The organism is Kitasatospora sp. NPDC088783, assembly GCF_044750705.1.
GTDB lineage: Bacteria > Actinomycetota > Actinomycetes > Streptomycetales > Streptomycetaceae > Kitasatospora > Kitasatospora fiedleri.
In genome coordinates, this window is record NZ_JBIVKJ010000010.1 from 21,100 (window position 1) to 37,482 (window position 16,383).

General features: G+C 74.4%; 12 protein-coding genes. 6 read left to right on the forward strand and 6 right to left on the reverse strand.

Annotated features, from left to right (window positions below; translation table 11 throughout):
- Window positions 1-15: 15 nt before the first annotated feature.
- Complete coding sequence (locus tag ACIP60_RS25705) at window positions 16-525, reverse strand: hypothetical protein (protein WP_400688659.1); 510 nt, start codon at window positions 523-525, stop codon at window positions 16-18.
- Window positions 526-660: 135 nt separating this feature from the next.
- Here ACIP60_RS25705 and ACIP60_RS25710 point away from each other — a divergent pair, with 135 nt between their 5' ends.
- The gene (locus ACIP60_RS25710) at window positions 661-1,122 is read left to right on the forward strand and encodes a MarR family winged helix-turn-helix transcriptional regulator (protein WP_400688211.1); all 462 of its coding nucleotides are present in this window, start codon (window positions 661-663) and stop codon (window positions 1,120-1,122) included.
- Between the two features lie 67 nt (window positions 1,123-1,189).
- On the opposite strand, the gene ACIP60_RS25715 is transcribed toward ACIP60_RS25710, so the two are convergent.
- From ACIP60_RS25715 to ACIP60_RS25725, 3 genes are all read right to left on the reverse strand, one after another.
- Window positions 1,190-3,022, reverse strand: a complete 1,833-nt coding sequence (locus ACIP60_RS25715; protein WP_400688213.1) for a DEAD/DEAH box helicase — start codon at window positions 3,020-3,022, stop codon at window positions 1,190-1,192.
- Between the two features lie 190 nt (window positions 3,023-3,212).
- Window positions 3,213-3,416, reverse strand: a complete 204-nt coding sequence (locus ACIP60_RS25720) for a cold-shock protein (protein WP_030460121.1) — start codon at window positions 3,414-3,416, stop codon at window positions 3,213-3,215.
- A 329-nt stretch (window positions 3,417-3,745) separates the two neighbouring features.
- Complete coding sequence (locus ACIP60_RS25725) at window positions 3,746-5,908, reverse strand: MMPL family transporter (RefSeq protein ID WP_400688216.1); 2,163 nt, start codon at window positions 5,906-5,908, stop codon at window positions 3,746-3,748.
- Between the two features lie 500 nt (window positions 5,909-6,408).
- Between ACIP60_RS25725 and ACIP60_RS25730 the strand changes: the two genes are divergently transcribed.
- From ACIP60_RS25730 to ACIP60_RS25740, 3 genes are all read left to right on the forward strand, one after another.
- Window positions 6,409-8,643, forward strand: coding sequence for an MMPL family transporter (locus ACIP60_RS25730; protein WP_400688612.1), 2,235 nt, complete (start codon window positions 6,409-6,411; stop codon window positions 8,641-8,643).
- A gap of 85 nt (window positions 8,644-8,728) precedes the next feature.
- On the forward strand, window positions 8,729-9,613 hold the full coding sequence (locus ACIP60_RS25735) for a phosphotransferase enzyme family protein (RefSeq protein ID WP_400688218.1): 885 nt from the start codon (window positions 8,729-8,731) through the stop codon (window positions 9,611-9,613).
- A 124-nt stretch (window positions 9,614-9,737) separates the two neighbouring features.
- Window positions 9,738-10,739: a polysaccharide deacetylase family protein gene (locus ACIP60_RS25740; RefSeq protein ID WP_400688220.1), complete on the forward strand. Its 1,002-nt coding sequence runs from the start codon at window positions 9,738-9,740 to the stop codon at window positions 10,737-10,739.
- Between the two features lie 77 nt (window positions 10,740-10,816).
- Here ACIP60_RS25740 and ACIP60_RS25745 read toward each other — a convergent pair whose 3' ends face one another.
- Window positions 10,817-11,524, reverse strand: a complete 708-nt coding sequence (locus tag ACIP60_RS25745) for an exonuclease domain-containing protein (protein WP_400688222.1) — start codon at window positions 11,522-11,524, stop codon at window positions 10,817-10,819.
- A 104-nt stretch (window positions 11,525-11,628) separates the two neighbouring features.
- Window positions 11,629-12,876 carry an SAV2148 family HEPN domain-containing protein gene (locus ACIP60_RS25750; protein ID WP_400688224.1) on the reverse strand — a complete coding sequence of 416 codons (1,248 nt, stop codon included), beginning with the start codon at window positions 12,874-12,876 and terminating at the stop codon, window positions 11,629-11,631.
- 413 nt (window positions 12,877-13,289) lie between these two features.
- Here ACIP60_RS25750 and glgX point away from each other — a divergent pair, with 413 nt between their 5' ends.
- Complete coding sequence (glgX, locus tag ACIP60_RS25755; protein ID WP_400688226.1) at window positions 13,290-15,404, forward strand: glycogen debranching protein GlgX; 2,115 nt, start codon at window positions 13,290-13,292, stop codon at window positions 15,402-15,404.
- Window positions 15,405-15,505: 101 nt separating this feature from the next.
- The gene (locus ACIP60_RS25760; protein ID WP_400688228.1) at window positions 15,506-16,372 is read left to right on the forward strand and encodes an SDR family NAD(P)-dependent oxidoreductase; all 867 of its coding nucleotides are present in this window, start codon (window positions 15,506-15,508) and stop codon (window positions 16,370-16,372) included.
- Window positions 16,373-16,383: the final 11 nt, after the last annotated feature.

A 16,383-nucleotide genomic window follows, 5' to 3' on the forward strand; every position in this document is an offset into this window, starting at 1 on the left:
GACCGGGCCGGACGGCTAACTTCCAGCGGCGGAAGCCGAGTCGTCGAGCAGCCCGCGCACCCAGGGGTCCGCCGCGCGGTCCGCCGCCGCGCGGCGGGCCGTGCGGAAGCGCTGGGCCAGGTCGGGGTGGGGGGTGTCCGCCCAGCGCCAGGCGGTGAGGGCGCAGACCTGGCGGAGCGGGTCGCCGGTCTCCAGGGCGGTGAGGAGTTCCTGCTGGAGGCGGCGGCTGCCGCCGGCGACGGCCAGGGCCTGGGCCAGCCAGCGCGGGGAGGAGGGGTCGTCGTCGGTGAGGAGCGCGTCCAGGACAGCCGGGTAGTGGGTGCGGGTCGCGGCGCGGTCCTCGGTGAGGTGGCGGTAGGCGGCCTGCCGCTTGTGGCCGATGCGGTGGTACTGGGCGTAGCCGGGGGCGCGGGCGGCCAGGGCCTCGACCCGGGCGTCCGGGGCGGGCGGAGCCTCGATGCCGAGCGCCGCGAGCAGCGCGTCCAGGGCCGCCTCCTGGGCGTCCAGCCGTGCGCCCTGCTCCACCCGGACCACCGTCCCTCTCCCTCCCCCGCCGACAGATACTTGCAGGCGCGGGAATTTGCACATCTCGACTAAGCTTGTCCGGAACGGGCCCGTGACGGGCCCGCGGCAGGACCACCGACGGAGGGAGCACGGGCCATGACCCGACCGGACCCCGGACTGGCGCACGGCTGGTGCGCCCTGACCGCCCTGCACGGCCGGATCGAGGCCCACGTCGAACGCGCCCTCCAGGCCGAACACGAGCTCAGCGTCCGCGAATTCTCCGTCCTGGACGTGCTCTCCGAGCAGCACGACGGCGACGGCGGCCACTTCCGGATGAACCAGCTGGCCGACGCGGTCGTGCTGAGCCAGAGCGCCACCACCCGCCTGGTCACCCGGCTGGAGGACCGCGGCCTGCTGTCGCGCTACCTCTGCCCCACCGACCGGCGCGGCATCTACACCAACGTCACCCCGGACGGCCTCGCCCTGCTCGAACGGGCCCGGCCGACCAACGACCGCGCCCTCGCCGAAGCACTCGACAGCGCCGAGCGGCGCCCCGAACTCGCCCCGCTGGTCACGGCCGTCCGCCGCCTCCCCCGGCCGGAGAAGTCGCAGGGCTGAACGGGCGGCACCCCGCTCCCGGCGCGGGCGGCGCGCAGCCGCCCGCAGCGCGGGGAGCCTCCGCCGGCTAGTCCGTCTTGCGGCGCTGGCGCCCCGTCCCGTAGTTGGAGCCGCTCTTCGCCCCGGAGCCCGGCTTCGCCCGCCCGGAGGCCTTGCCGATGAAGCCGGCCGCCATCTGCGGGGAGCCCGCGCCGGGGCGCTGCTTGGGGCGGGGGCGGCGCGGGTTGCCGCTCATGTCGACGTCCTTGGGCAGGCCGCCGTCGGCCCGCTTCGCCGGACGGCGGCGCGCCTCGCCGTCCACCGGCTTCGCCGCGCCGCGTCCGCGCCCCCGGCCGCGTCCGGCGCCCTCCGCACCCGCGCCCGCACCGGCGGCCGACGGCTGCGGTACCAGGGCGGCGGCGACCGCGGCGGGCACCGGCAGCGCCACCGCCACGCCGGACGGGGTGCGGGCGCCGGTGATGCGCCCCAGCTCGCCGTCCCCGGGGCGGACCTTGGTGACGGTCGGGCGGATGCCGGCGATGGTCATCAGCCGGTTGACCTCGCGGCGCTGCTCGGGCAGCACCAGGGTGACCACGGTGCCGGACTCGCCGGCCCGGGCGGTGCGTCCGCCGCGGTGCAGGTAGTCCTTGTGGTCGATCGGCGGGTCGACGTTGACGACCAGGTCGAGGCCGTCGATGTGGATGCCGCGGGCGGCGACGTTGGTGGCGATCAGCGCGGTGACCTCGCCCTCGCGGAACTGGTCGAGCACCCGGTTGCGCTGCGGCTGCGACTTGCCGCCGTGCAGCGCGGCGGCGACCACGCCGTGGGCGCGCAGCTGCTTGGCGAGGCGGTCGGCGCCGTGCTTGGTGTGCACGAACATGATCACCCGGCCGTCGCGGGCGGCGATCCGGGCGGTGGTCTCGGCCTTGTCGGCGGGGTCGAGCTGGAGCAGGTGGTGGTCCATGGTGGTGACCGCCCCGGCCGACGGGTCCACCGAATGGGTGACCGGGTCGGTGAGGAAGCGGTTGACCAGGCGGTCCACGTTGCGGTCCAGGGTGGCGGAGAACAGCATCCGCTGCCCGCCCTCGGCGACCTGCTCCAGCAGCTTGACGACCTGCGGCAGGAAGCCCATGTCGGCCATCTGGTCGGCCTCGTCGAGGACGGTGATCGCCACGTCGTCCAGGAACACGTCGCCGCGCTGGATCAGGTCGTCCAGCCGGCCGGGGGTGGCGACCAGCACCTCGGTGCCGCGCCGGACCTGGTTGGACTGCCGGGTGATCGACATGCCGCCGACCACCGTGGTGATCCGCAGGTTCAGCACCCCGGCGTACGGGGCGAGCGCCTCGGTGACCTGCTGGGCCAGCTCGCGGGTGGGCACCAGCACCAGGGCCAGCGGACGCCGCGCGGAGGCGCGCTTGCCCGCGGTGCGCACCAGCAGCGGCAGGCCGAAGGCGAGCGTCTTGCCGGAGCCGGTGCGGCCCCGGCCGAGCACGTCGCGCCCGGCCAGCGCGTCCGGCAGGGTCGCGGCCTGGATCGGGAAGGGCTCGGTGACGCCCTGCGCGCCGAGCTCCTTCAGCAGCCCGGCGGACAGCTCCAGCTCGGCGAAGCTCGCCGCCGGCGGCCGGGACGGGGTGCCCTGCACGGGCGTGAAGTCCTCGGCGGGCGCCGCCGCGGGGGCCGCGCCGCGCCGCGCCCGGCGCGGCTGCTCACCGCGCGGCGCGCCACCGCGGCCGGCGTCGGTGCGGGGGGCGCCGGTACGGGCGGCACCGGTGCGCGGCTGCCCGCCGCGGGTGCGCGGCCGGTCGGCGCGGGCCTGCTCGTCGCGGGGCTGCTCACCGCGGGGCTGGCCGGTACGGGACTGCTGGCCGCGGGACTGCCCGGTACGGGACTGGTCGGTGCGCGGACGGGACTGCTCGGGCACGGGTGTTCCCACTCTCTGGGGGCCGCCAGCCGGATGCGCGGGAGGGACCCGCTGGGCTGGGAAACGGTTCGGCCGCCGGATGAGGGGAAGAGGGGCCGCCCCGGCCGTCGGGCGGCATGGACGAGGGCCCGTACCATGTGGAGGTACGGGCCCTCGCCTGCAACATCTAGGAGTCGGCGTGAGCCGGGACTCAGATGGCGCGGATGTTCTCCGCCTGCGGGCCCTTCTGGCCCTGGGTGACGTCGAACTCGACCTTCTGGCCCTCGACGAGCTCACGGAAGCCGGTCGACTGGATGTTCGAGTAGTGAGCGAACACGTCGGCGCCGCCGCCGTCCTGCTCGATGAAGCCGTAGCCCTTTTCGCTGTTGAACCACTTCACGGTGCCGGTAGCCATAACCGTCTCCACTTTCACTGGGGCATTGGGACACACACCTCGTGCGCCCCACGTAGCCGCGATCCCCATCCGGAGACTAAACACCGGACAAAACAAATGCGCCTGGCGGTTGGAACCAGCAGGCGCACACACACGTTCATGGGAACCAATACTGCAACTGCTTCGACAATAGCACGTCGGTCCTCGTCAACGGCAGCAATGGTTGCGCTGGTCACACCGTGTTTCGCGACCGCGCGCAGGGGGCATGCGGTCCGTTCGGGCCGCATGCCCCCTTGTCCCACCGGGTCAGCGCCGGATCGGCGCCGGGTCAGCATCGGATCGGCGCCGGGTCAGCGCCGGCCGGCCGCCTCCGGCTCGCGCTCGCCGACCGCCTCGGGGCCGTGGTCGGGCATCGCGCCGTGACCGGGCCACCAGGCCCGCTTGCCCAGCAGGGCGGTGATCGCCGGGGTGAAGAACATCGCCATCACGAAGGCCGCCAGCACGATGCCGATGGCCAGCGCGAAGCCCAGCTCGGCGAAGAGCACGTTGCCCGCCAGCATGAAGGTCGCGAAGGACGCCGCCAGGATGAACCCGGCCGCGGCGACGGTCGGACCGGCGTGTCGGACCGCCTCCTTGGCCGCCTCGCGCGGGCTGCGGCCCTCGCGGGCCTCCTCCCGCAGGCGGGCGATGATCAGGATGTTGTAGTCGGTGCCGATCGCCACCACGAACAGGTAGATGAAGATCGGCAGCATGAACATCAGACCGGGCTCGGTGCCGATCTTGAGGAAGGCCACCGTGGTGGCGCCCAGGGTGGCCGCGAAGCCGAGGCCGACCGAGGCCATCAGGTACCAGGGCGCGACCACGCTGCGCAGCTGGAGGCCCAGGATCAGCAGGATCAGCAGACCCGCCACCGGGAAGACCAGCTTGTAGTCGTGGGCCATCGCCAGGTTGATGTCCTTGTACACCGACGAGGTGCCGCCGATCAGCGCCTCGCTGCCGTCGGGAGCGGCGGCGTGGGCGGTGGAGCGCAGGTCGGTGACCGCGTCGATCGCCGCGTTGCTCGCCGCGGAGTCCTTGAGCGTCACGGTGAAGTCGGCGGTGGTGCCGTCCTCGCTGACCTTGTGCTCGCCCGCGACGCCCGCGACGCCGGGCACCTGGCCGAGCTTGGCGCCGAAGCCGTCCAGCGCGGCGGCGTCCAGCTTGCCGCCGGCCTCGCCGGTGGTCAGGAAGACGTGCGTCGGGTCGGCGGCGCCGGCCGAGAAGCCCCTGCTGAGCGAGTCCATGACGACCATGGACTCCTTGTCCTTCGGCATCATGCTCTTCGCCATGTCGAAGGTGCCCTGGTAGCCGAGGCCGGCCAGCGAGAGGATCACCAGCAGGCCGCCGGAGACCACCGCGACCAGGCCGGGGCGGCGGCCGACGATCCGGCCGAGCTGGTGGAAGCGGGCGCCCTCGGGCTCCTGCATCCACTTGCGGCCGGGCCAGAAGGTGGCCTTGGCCGGGATGACCGCGAGCAGCGCCGGGGTCAGGGTGAGCGAGGCCAGCGCGGTGACGATCACCGAGATGGCCAGCGCCGGGCCGAGCGCGGTGAACATGCCCAGCTCGGACAGGATGAGCACGGCGAAGGCGACGGTGACCGCGCCCGCCGCCGAGGCGATCGCCTCGCCGACCCGGCCGACGCCGTTGGCCACGGCCGACTTGCGGTCGTCGCCGGCCCGCAGCCGCTCGCGGTAGCGGAACATCAGGAACAGGAAGTAGTCGGTGCCGACGCCCAGGATCACCACGATCTGGATGGCCGAGGCGATCGGCGAGCTCTTCAGGTCGAACAGCTTGGTGACGAAGGCGATCAGGCCGCTGGCCGCGATCATCGGGAACAGCGAGAGCAGCACCGGCAGCCAGCCGACCAGGACGCCGCGGAAGATCACGCCGACGATGACCACGATCAGCACCACGGTGGCGACCATGGTGATCGCGTCGGTGGCGCTGGAGGACTCCTTCTGGTCCAGGGCCATCGCGGCCTGGCCGCCGACCTGGTACTTCAGCGAGGTGCCCTCGGCGAGCTTCCTGCCGTCGTCGCGGAGCTTCTTCGCGGCGTCGCCGTACTCGTCGGTCTGCATCTTCGTCTTGTCGATGGAGACCATCGACATCGCGTAGTGCCCGTCCTTGGAGGTGCTCTGCGGGGACGGCGGGATGACCTGCTCGACCAGCGGGATGTGCTCGTCCGTCAGCCCCTGCACGACCTTGGCCATGTCGGCCTTGTCGGCGTCGGTCAGGGCGCCGCCGTCGGTGCGCTCGAACAGCAGGATCGCGCCCGGGGAGAACTCGGCCGGGAACTTCTGCTCCTGGAGCACCGAGGCCCGGATCGACTCGTAGTGCTTCGGCAGGAACTCCGACTCGTCGGTCGAAGCACTCATCTTCGGTGCGAAGGCCGCCAAGCCGATGGAGGCGATCACCCAGGCGATGATCACCCACCAGGCCCGCTTGACGACGAAATGTCCAAGTCGGTGGAACATGCTCGAAATGCCTCCTGGGCATGGTTCACCGCCGCCGGGGGGACGGGGCCGGGCAACGGCTCTGACCGGCGCGCGGACCCCTGCGGGATCTAGCCGGTCGGCAGGTAAGGACTGGTGAGCATCCTACGGGACCGTACTTGCCGCCCGGCAAGTGGGTATCGCGGCTGCCCCCGGGGGCGGCCACGGAACCGGCCCCGCACCATCGTCACCCGGCCGCGGCCCCTCCCACCTCGTGCTCCGGGTGGAGATCGCTCCCCCTCAGGGTGGACGTCGCACCGTCCCCGAGGAGGAGACCCCGACCCCCGGGGTGGGGTTAGCCCCCCACTCCTCCCTGGGGGCAGGTTCAGGGAGAAGACGGGGCCTGGCCGGATGGTCCGTCAGAGCGCGCCTCCCTAGCGTGTGTTGTGCCGCGGAGCAGTGCCGCGGCCCACTGGCCGGGGCGGTCCCGACCGCCCGAAACCCTGGGGGGACCCGCAGTGAAGCAAGGAATCGCCGCCACGATGGGCGCCTGGAGCGCCCGCCACCGGAAGACCGCGGTCTTCGGCTGGCTGCTGTTCGTCGTCCTGGTCTCCTACCTGGGCGGGGCGCACGGCTCCGCCAAGGTCACCGCCGCCGAGTCGCTGCCGGGCCAGGTCGCCCGGGCCGCGAGGATCCTGGACGAGGCGGGCGTCGAGTCCCCGGCCGGCGAGACCGTGCTGGTGCAGAACGCCGCCCTGACGGCCGACGACCCGGCCTTCCGGGCCGCCGTCGAGCAGGTCGCCGCCGCCGTCCGCGGCACCGGCCGCACCTCCGGGGAGCTCAGCCCGTACGACACCGGCGCGGTCTCCGCGGACGGGCACTCCGCCCTGCTGCGCTTCACGGTCGACGGGGCGGACGACGAGGCCGCGGTGGCCAACGTGCCCCCGGTGGTGGACGCGGTGGCCGGCGTGCAGCGGCGGCACGCCGACTTCCTGATCGAGGAGTACGGGCAGGCCAGCTCCGGCAAGTGGTTCGCCGACCGGTTCCGCGACGACTTCGCCCGCGCCGAGTGGACGGCCGTGCCGCTCGCCCTGGGCATCCTGCTGATCGCCTTCGGGGCCGTGGTCGCCGCCGTCCTGCCGGTGGTGCTGGCGATCACCGCCTTCGTCGCCGCCGGCGGCCTGGTCGCCCTCTGCTCCGGGCTGCTGCACACCAGCGACGACGCCGGCTCGGTGATGCTGCTGGTCGGCCTGGCCGTCGGCGTCGACTACTGCCTGTTCTACCTGCGCCGTGAGCGCGAGGAGCGGGCCGCCGGCCGCGACCGCGCCACCGCGCTGCGGATCGCCGCCGCCACCAGCGGCCGGGCCGTCCTGGTCTCCGGCGTCACCGTGGTGGTCGCCATGGCCGGCATGTTCCTCACCGGCATCGCCGACTTCCGGGCGATGTCCTTCGCCACCATCGTGGTCGTGGTCACCGCCGTGCTCGGCTCGCTGACGGTGCTGCCCGCGCTGCTCTCGATGCTCGGAGACCGGGTCGAGAGGGGCCGCCTGCCCTTCCCGCGCCGCCCGCGGCGCGACGCCCGGGGCGGCAGCCGGTTCTGGGGCGCGGTGCTCACCCCCGTCCTGCGCCGCCCGCTGGCCGCCGCCGTCCTCGCCACCGGCCTGCTGCTGGCGGTCGCCGCCCCGCTGCTGACCATGCGCACCGCGAACCTCACCTTCCAGCAGCAGCTTCCGAAGGGCAATGCCCTGGTCGCCACCGCGCAGCGGATCGAGGCCGCCTTCCCCGGCAGCCCCGCCCCCGCCACCGTGGTGGTCAGGGCCCGTGACATCACCTCCCCCGAGATGACCCGGGCGCTGGCCGACCTGCAGTCCCGGGCGCTGGCCACCGGCCGGATGCACGGCCCCACCGAGCTCACCGTGCACGCCGGGCAGAACGTCGCGACGGTCGACATCCCGCTCTACGGCAGCGGCAACGACGCCGTCTCGGCCGCCGCCCTCAGGGCGCTGCGCGAGGAGGTCGTCCCGGCCACCGTCGGGAGGGTCCCCGGCACCGAGGCCCCGGTCACCGGCGAGACCGCCGGGTCGGTCGACTTCAACCGGCAGATGTCCGACTCGATGCTGCCGGTGCTCTGCTTCGTGGTCGCCTTCGCCTTCCTGCTGATGCTGCTCTCCTTCCGCTCGCTGTCCGTCGCCGTCACCGCCGTCCTGCTCAACCTGCTCTCCGTCGGCGCGGCCTACGGCGTGCTGTCGCTGGTCTTCCAGCACGGCGTCGGCGCCGCCCTGATCGGCACCGCCGGCGTCGGGGCGGTCGAGAGCTGGGTCCCGCTGTTCCTGTTCGTGATCCTCTTCGGCCTCTCGACGGACTACCACGTCTTCGTGGTCTCCCGGATCAAGGAGGCCCGCGACCGCGGCCTGAGCACCCGGGACGCCGTCGCCCACGGCATCCGCACCACCGCCGGCGTGGTCACCAGCGCCGCGGTCATCATGGTCGGCGTCTTCGCGGTCTTCGGGACGCTCTCCGTGCAGTCCATGAAGCAGATGGGCGTCGGCCTCGCCGTCGCCGTCCTGATCGACGCCACGGTCGTCCGGGCCGTGCTGCTCCCCGCCGTGATGACCCTGCTCGACGAGCGGAACTGGTACCTCCCCCGCTGGCTGCGCTGGCTCCCCCGGATCGAGGCCGAGACCCCGGCCGCCGACCCGGCCACCGACCCGGGCACTCCGGCGGGCACCCCGCAGGGCGGCCGGCCCGAGCTGCTGGGCGCCGGCGCCCACCGGTAGCCCGGCCCACGGCGCTCCCACGGCGCTCCGGCGGCGCGCCGACGGGGGCCGGTGCCGGGCCCGGAGGTTCCCCGACAATGGACGGGTGATCTTCGACGAACCGAGGGCGCTGGCCCTCCTGCAGGAAGCATCCGCCCCGGCCGGGATCGACCCGGCCGGGGCCGCGCTGCTCGCGCTCGGGCAGAACGCCGTCTTCGAGCTGCCCGCCGAGGGCCTGGTGGCCAAGGTCGGGCGGACGCCGGGCGAGGCCGGCACGGCCCGCGCGGAGCGCGAACTGGCGCTGGCCACCTGGCTGGACGGCGCCGGGGTGCCGGTGGTGCGCCCGGCCGAGGGCGGGGTGCGGGTGGTGCGGGAGCACCCGGTGACGTGGTGGCACCGGCTGGCGCCCGCGGTCCGCCCGGCCCGGCCGGCGGACCTGGCACCGCTGCTGACGGCACTGCACGCGCTGCCGCGGGCCCCCGTCCCGCTCGGGCGGCGCGACCTGCTGGCGCCGGTGGACAGTTGGCTGGCCGCCGCCGAGGGCCACGTCGACCCGGCCGACGCGGAGTTCCTGCGGGCCCGAAAAGAGAGCTTTGTCACCGCGATCGCCGAGCTGGCCCCGGTCCTGCCACCGGGCCCGATCCACGGCGACGCGCTGCCGCGCAACGTGCACGTCACCCCGGACGGCCCGGTGCTGCTCGACCTGGAGTACATGGCCGCGGACTTCCGCGAGCACGACCTGGTGGTGCTGGCGCTCAGTCAGGACCGCTACGGCGTCCCGGCCGAGGAGGTCGCGGCGTTCAACTCGGCCTACGGGTGGGACGTCCGGGAGTGGCCCGGGTTCGCGGTGCTGCGCGGGGCGCGGGAGACCGCGAGCGCCGCGTGGGTGGCCCAGCAGGCGGCCGGAAACCCGGCCGCCGGGGCCGAGTTCCGTCGCCGGGTGGACTCGCTGCGTGACGGAGCGACGGCAGTACGCTGGTTCGCGTTCTGACCGCTTCCGTCCGGTGCCCGCCCTGTGGCGCGGCGCACATCCGGACGGAACCACCCCGCTCGTGCCTGGCGTCGTACCGGACGCCCCGCCCCCAGGCGGCCGGTACGACGTCAGGAGTCGCCCCGTGGTGAAGTCCCGCATACCCGCCCCCCGTCGTCCGCTGCTGTTCGGTGCCTGCGCGCTGCTCGGCACGTCCGCCCTGCTGGTGGCGTGCGGTGCGCCGGGCACCCCCTCCGCGGCGGGGGACGCCGCGCACCGCTCGGTACCACCGAGCGCGAGCACGGGCACGACCGGTACGGCGGACGGGACTTCCTCGGTGGCGGCGCGGCCCACCCCGGGCGAGGACCGGGAGACGGGCGCCGCCCCCGGCCGCACCCCGGCGCCGCCCGCACCGGGCGGCAGCACCGCCCCGGCCTCGCCGTACGCCTCACCTTCCCCGTCCGCGCCCGGGTCCGCCGCGCCGTCCGCGAGCCCGAGCGCCTCGCGGCCCGCCACCACCCCGGCCCGGCCGTCCGCGCCCGCGCCCGCCTCCCACGTGCTGCGGCACACCGCCTCGGGCGGGCGGACGGTGGCGTTGACCTTCGACGACGGTCCGGGCCCGGCCACCGGGCAGGTGCTGGACCTGCTGGCGCAGTACGGCGCGAAGGCGACGTTCTGCGAGATCGGCGGCAACGCGCAGGCCCGCCCGGCGGCGGTGCGGCGGATCGTGGCCGAGGGCCACCGGCTGTGCGACCACACCGTGGACCACCCGCAGCCGATGCACACCCAGCCGCACGAGCGGCAGGTCGCGGAGATCGCCGACGCCGGGTCGATGATCGAGCACGCGGCGGGCGACGGCACGCCGATCGCCTGGTGGCGCGCCCCGGGCGGCGACTTCACCGCGGAGAACGAGCGGATCGGCGCCGACCTGGGCATGAAGTCGCTGGGCTGGACGGTCGACCCGCGCGACTGGTCGCGGCCGGGCGTGCAGGCGATCGTCAGCAACGTGCAGCACGACCTGCGCCCGGGCGGGGTGGTGCTGATGCACGACGGCGGCGGCGACCGCAGCCAGACGGTGGCGGCGCTCAAGCAGCTGCTGCCGTGGCTGGTCGCGCAGGGCTACGCCTTCGACTTCCCGCAGTCCTGACGGGCCGTCGGCCCCCGGCAGGAGGCCGCCGGCGGACCCATGGCGGACCCACCGGCGGGCGGCGGGGCGCGCGAGCGCTAGGAGGCTTCCTTGAGCGGCCAGCGCGGGTCGACCACGGCCGCCGGGTCCTTGCGGCGCAGCCAGCTCTGCAGGTCGGTGGCCCAGGCCCGGTGCCAGTCGATCTGCCGCCGGTGCAGTTCGTCCAGCGGCAGGTCGCCGGCCTGCGCGGGGTAGCGGTGGCCGAGGGCGACGGCGACCCGGACGGCGGCCAGCGCGTCGCTGCCGGCCTCGTGCGCGTCGCGCAGTTCGACGCCGTAGACCTCGCAGACCCGCTGGAGGGTGCGCGAGCCCTTGCGGTACTTGTCCAGCGCGCGGTCGACGACCATCGCGTCGACCACCGGGGTGACCGGCCCGCCGAGGCGGTCGGCCAGCGTGGGCAGGCGGTGGCGGCGCAGTTCGGCGTCGAGCAGGGAGAGGTCGAAGGGGGCGTTGAAGGCGACCACGGGCCGCCCGGCGGCCAGCCGGTCGGCCAGGGCGCGGGCGATCTCCTCGATCGCCTCGGCGGCCGGGCGGCCGTGCGCGCGGGCCTCGGCGTCGGTGATGCCGTGGATCGCGGCGGCCTCGGCGGGTATCGGGACGCCGGGGTCGAGCAGCCAGGTGGCGGCCCGTTCGACGCCGCCGCCGAGGGTGTCGACCACGGCGGCGGTGACGATCCGGGACGCCTCCGGGTCGGTGCCGGTGGTCTCCAGGTCGAAACCGGTGAGCGGCCCCTTCCACCAGGTCATGGGGGTGTGTCCTTCCGTCAGCACTGCCAAGGTGGGTCCATCATCGCGCGGCGCAGTGACAGCGCCCGCGGCACTCCTGCCCCCGGGCGGGGTCGGGCACGCGCTCAGGACACCGGCCGGGAGTCCCCCCACAGGTCCTCGAACTCCTCGCGGTAGACCTCCAGCAGCCCGGGTTCGGTGCCGCCGGGGTCCTGCCCGGCGCCGCCGCGCAGCACCAGCGCGGGCGACTCGATGCCGCGCGCCCGGCGCAGGTAGGGCTGGACGACGCCGAGGTCGGTGGAGCGCCGCCGCCCGCCGGCGCCGGTGGTGCGCTGGCCCTCGACCAGGTAGGCGGTGAACCGGGGCAGTTCGTCGAACACCCGGATCTCGAAGCTGCCCTGGTCGCGCAGCCGGGCCCGGACCCGGCGCACGTGCATGATGTTCATCTCCACGGCGCGCCCCAGCTCGCCGCGCCCGATGCCCAGTTCGCGTTCGCGGCGGCGCACGGCACTGCTCGCCGGGTTGAGGAACAGCAGCCGCACCCGGCAGCCCTCGGTGGCCAGCCGGACCAGCCGCTTGCCGGTGTAGTTCTGGCACAGCATGCCCAGGCCGATGCCGACCGCGTCCAGCCGGCGGGCCCCGTCGAGCAGGTCCTCGACCGGCAGGTCGCGCTGGAGCCGGACCCGGTCGGCGTGCACGGCGACCACGTCGGCGTAGCGGCCGGCGACGAGTTCCTCGACCACGTCGGCGGGCACCCCGCCGTGCCCGCCGTCGAGCAGGGCCAGCAGCCGGGCGGCGGCCCGCTCGGTCTGGTCGAGGACGGTCTGCGACAGGGCCCGGTTGCGGGAGACCACGTGCCGGGCGACCTCCAGTTCGTCGAGCGCCAGCTCGACCTCCCGGCGGTCCACCAGGTGCGGTTCGAAGCACGGCCAGTGCTGCACCATCAGCTCGCGCAGCTGCGGCAGGGTGAGGAAGACCAGCGGGTCGTCGTCCGCCGGGTCGAGCAGGTAGCCCTTGCGGCGGGAGACCTCGCGCACGGCGGCGGCCCGGTGCACCCACTCCTCGCCGGCCGGTCCGGCGGCGGCGGTGACCCACTCCTCGCCGTGCGCGGGCGCGTAGACGGGGCGCAGCACCTCGTCGACCAGGGCGCGCATCCGCTGCTCGACCAGGTTGAGCCAGACGTAGGCGCGGCCGGCCAGCCGGACCCGGCGGTAGGCGTCGTCCCACTGGTCGGCGGCCCAGGCGGGCGGCGCCCCCTCGGCCGGGCCGCCCTGCGGGGGCAGCGGTCCGCGGCCGCCGCGGACGATCAGCGTCGGGGCCTCGCTGCTCCCGGCCCGCGGGTCCGTGCCGTCGCCGCCGGCGGGGAACCCCATCCGCTACCTCACCTCTCGTCCGCCGCCCTGCGGGTGACGGTGCGTCCGCTGGATCCGTCCACCACGACGGCCCTGGTCGCACGCCGCGTGGGCCCGGGGCTCGCGGTCCGGACGATCAAGGGTATCGCCCGGCGCCGCCGGGCCGCAGCCCTCTTGACAGCAAGCGGACCCGGCCCCGACCGTGCGTCACCGCCCGGCCACGCCACGCCGACGGACCGGGCCGCTGGGACACCCGTTCGGGCGAACCACGCGCGGATGGGCGGGGAGTTCGGGCCGCCGCCGGGGAGTATGCGGGTGTGCCGTGCGTCACCTGGTTGCCGCTCCGCACATGGCCGGGCGCTCCACCGGGAAGCCCTCTGGGAAACCCTCTTGGGAGCGCCAGTTCGCCTCAGGCACAAGGAAGTTGAGGATACATGCAGGTCTGGCCGGGGAAACCGTACCCGCTCGGCGCCACCTACGACGGGGCGGGCACCAACTTCGCCGTGTTCTCCGAGAGCGCGCACCGGATCGAACTCTGCCTGATCGCCGAGGACGGCGCCGAGACGGTGGTCGAGCTCCGCGAGACCGACGCCTTCGTCCGGCACGCCTACCTACCGGGCGTCCAGCCCGGCCAGCGCTACGGCTTCCGCGTGCACGGCCCGTACCAGCCGGGCCTCGGGCAGCGGCACAACGCCTCGAAGCTGCTGCTCGACCCGTACGCGAAGGCGATGAGCGGCCACATCGACTGGGACGAGTCGGTGTACGGCTACCACTTCGGCGCGCCCGAGCGCCGCAACGACCTGGACTCGGCCCCGCACACCATGCACTCTGTGGTGATCAACCCGTACTTCGACTGGGGCACCGACCGGCCGCCGCGCACCGACTACCACCGCACCGTGCTCTACGAGGCGCACGTCAAGGGCCTGACCAAGCTGCACCCGGGCATCCCCGAGGAGATCCGCGGCACGTACGCGGGCCTGGCCCACCCGGCGGTGATCGAGCACCTGGCCAAGCTGGGCGTCACCGCGATCGAGCTGATGCCGGTGCACCAGTTCGTCCGCGACCACCGGCTGCGCGACCTGGGGCTGGCGAACTACTGGGGCTACAACAGCGTCGGCTTCTTCGCCCCGCACTCCTCGTACTCCTCCACCGGCGACCGCGGCCAGCAGGTGCAGGAGTTCAAGTCGATGGTCAAGGCGCTGCACGCGGCCGGCATCGAGGTGATCCTCGACGTGGTGTACAACCACACCGCGGAGGGCAACCACCTGGGCCCCACGCTCTCCTTCCGCGGCCTGGACAACGCCTCCTACTACCGGCTCGCCAAGGACCAGCGCTTCTACGAGGACACCACCGGCACCGGCAACTCGCTGCTGATGCGCAGTCCGCACGTGCTCCAGATGATCATGGACTCGCTGCGCTACTGGGTCACCGAGATGCACGTGGACGGCTTCCGCTTCGACCTGGCCGCGACGCTGGCCCGGCAGTTCCACGAGGTCGACCGGCTCTCCTCGTTCTTCGACCTGGTCCAGCAGGACCCGGTGGTCTCGCAGGCCAAGCTGATCGCCGAGCCCTGGGACCTCGGCGAGGGCGGCTACCAGGTCGGCAACTTCCCGCCGCTGTGGACCGAGTGGAACGGCAAGTACCGCGACACCGTCCGGGACTTCTGGCGCGGCGAGCCCGCGACGCTGGCCGAGTTCGGCTCCCGGCTGACCGGCTCCTCCGACCTCTACCAGGACGACGGCCGCCGCCCGATCGCCTCGATCAACTTCGTCACCTGCCACGACGGCTTCACCCTGCGCGACCTGGTCTCCTACAACGACAAGCACAACGAGGCCAACGGCGAGGACAACCGGGACGGCGAGTCGCACAACCGCTCCTGGAACTGCGGCGCCGAGGGCGACACCACCGACCCCGCCGTGCTGGAGCTGCGCGCCCGCCAGCAGCGCAACTTCATCGCCACCCTGATGCTCTCCCAGGGCGTCCCGATGCTCTGCCACGGCGACGAGGCCGGACGCACCCAGCGCGGCAACAACAACGCCTACTGCCAGGACTCCGAACTGGCCTGGGTGCACTGGGACGGGGACGGCGCCGACGCCTCCCTGCTGGAGTTCACCCAGGCCATGATCTGGCTGCGCCGCGACCACCCGGTCTTCCGCCGCCGCCGGTTCTTCCACGGCCGCCCGGTCTCCGGCACCCACGACGACCTCACCGACATCGCCTGGTTCACCCCGGCCGGCGAGGAGATGACCAAGCGGGACTGGTCCACCACCTACGCGAAGTCGCTGACCGTCTTCCTCAACGGCAACGCGATCTCCGAGCCCGACCGGCGCGGCGGCAAGATCGTCGACGACTCCTTCCTGCTGCTGTTCAACGCCCACTTCGAGCCGCTCACCTTCACCGTCCCGGCCGGGCACGGCGAGGCCTGGCAGGTCGTCGTCGACACCGCGCTGCCCACCCTGCCGCCGCGCGGCACCGGCCCCCGGGTCAAGGCCGGCGACACCCTGCGCCTGCCCGACCGCGCCCTGATGGTGCTCCAGCGCCCGGCGTGACCCCGCGCGCTCCGGTTCGTCCCCGACTCTTCGGTCTGCGGGCGCTCCGGGGCGGGTACCCCCCTCCGCACTGCGGCTCCGCAGACCGGAGGGGGTACGGAATGTCTCGTCGGTGGTTGGTGACCGGCTGTTCGTCGGGGTTGGGGCTGGCGCTCGCGCGGGCGGTGGCGGCGGCCGGGGACCGGATCGTGGCGACCAGCCGGGGGGCTTCTCCGCTGGACGCGCTGGCGGCGGAGTTCCCCGGGCAGGTGGTGCCGGCCCGGCTGGAGCTGCGCAGCGCGGCGGACTGCGCGGCGGCGGTGGAGCTGGCGTGCGCCCGCCTGGGCGGGGTGGACGTGCTGGTGAACAATGCCGCCGTCGGCCTGTTCGGGGCGGTGGAGGAGGTCTCGGACGCGGAGCTGCGCGACCAGCTGGAGGTGCTGGCGGTGGCGCCCTGGCGGCTGGCCCGGCTGGTGCTGCCGGTGATGCGGGCGCAGGGCGGCGGGCACGTCGTGAACGTGTCCTCGGTCGGCGGCCGGATGGCCTTCCCGGGCCTGGGGGCGTACGTGGCGGGCAAGTTCGCGCTGGAGGGGATGAGCCTGGCGCTGGCGGCGGAGGCGGCGGCGTTCGGGGTGCGGGTGACGGTGGTCGAGCCGGGCGGCTTCGCCACCTCGTACGGGAACGCGCTGACCGAGACCGCGGCGAAGCTGCCGGAGTACGGGCCGGTGCTGGCGCCGATGCACGCGGCGCTGCGCGGCATGGCGGGGGCCGCGGAGCTGAACCCGCCGGAGGCGTTCGCCGCACTGGTGCTGCGGGCGGTGGCCGCGCCGGCGGGCCCGGTGCGGCTGCCGGTGGGGCCGGACGCGTACGCGATGCTGGAGGCGGCGCTGGCCGGGGAGGCGGCGGAGCTGGCCGCGGCCCGGGCGCTGGCGGGCGAGGGGACGGCGGCCCGGGCGGGCGAAGAGGTCGCCGAGCCCGGTCCGGTCTGAGGGCGCGCCCC

What these genes read in the sequence shown, in the direction of transcription:
- ACIP60_RS25710 (WP_400688211.1), top strand. Translation starts at nt 661, where the DNA reads ATGACCCGACCGGACCCCGGACTGGCGCACGGCTGGTGCGCCCTGACC.
- ACIP60_RS25720 (WP_030460121.1), bottom strand. Translation starts at nt 3,416, where the DNA reads ATGGCTACCGGCACCGTGAAGTGGTTCAACAGCGAAAAGGGCTACGGC.
- ACIP60_RS25725 (WP_400688216.1), bottom strand. Translation starts at nt 5,908, where the DNA reads ATGTTCCACCGACTTGGACATTTCGTCGTCAAGCGGGCCTGGTGGGTG.
- ACIP60_RS25730 (WP_400688612.1), top strand. Translation starts at nt 6,409, where the DNA reads ATGGGCGCCTGGAGCGCCCGCCACCGGAAGACCGCGGTCTTCGGCTGG.
- ACIP60_RS25745 (WP_400688222.1), bottom strand. Translation starts at nt 11,524, where the DNA reads ATGACCTGGTGGAAGGGGCCGCTCACCGGTTTCGACCTGGAGACCACC.
- ACIP60_RS25750 (WP_400688224.1), bottom strand. Translation starts at nt 12,876, where the DNA reads ATGGGGTTCCCCGCCGGCGGCGACGGCACGGACCCGCGGGCCGGGAGC.
- glgX (WP_400688226.1), top strand. Translation starts at nt 13,290, where the DNA reads ATGCAGGTCTGGCCGGGGAAACCGTACCCGCTCGGCGCCACCTACGAC.
- ACIP60_RS25760 (WP_400688228.1), top strand. Translation starts at nt 15,506, where the DNA reads ATGTCTCGTCGGTGGTTGGTGACCGGCTGTTCGTCGGGGTTGGGGCTG.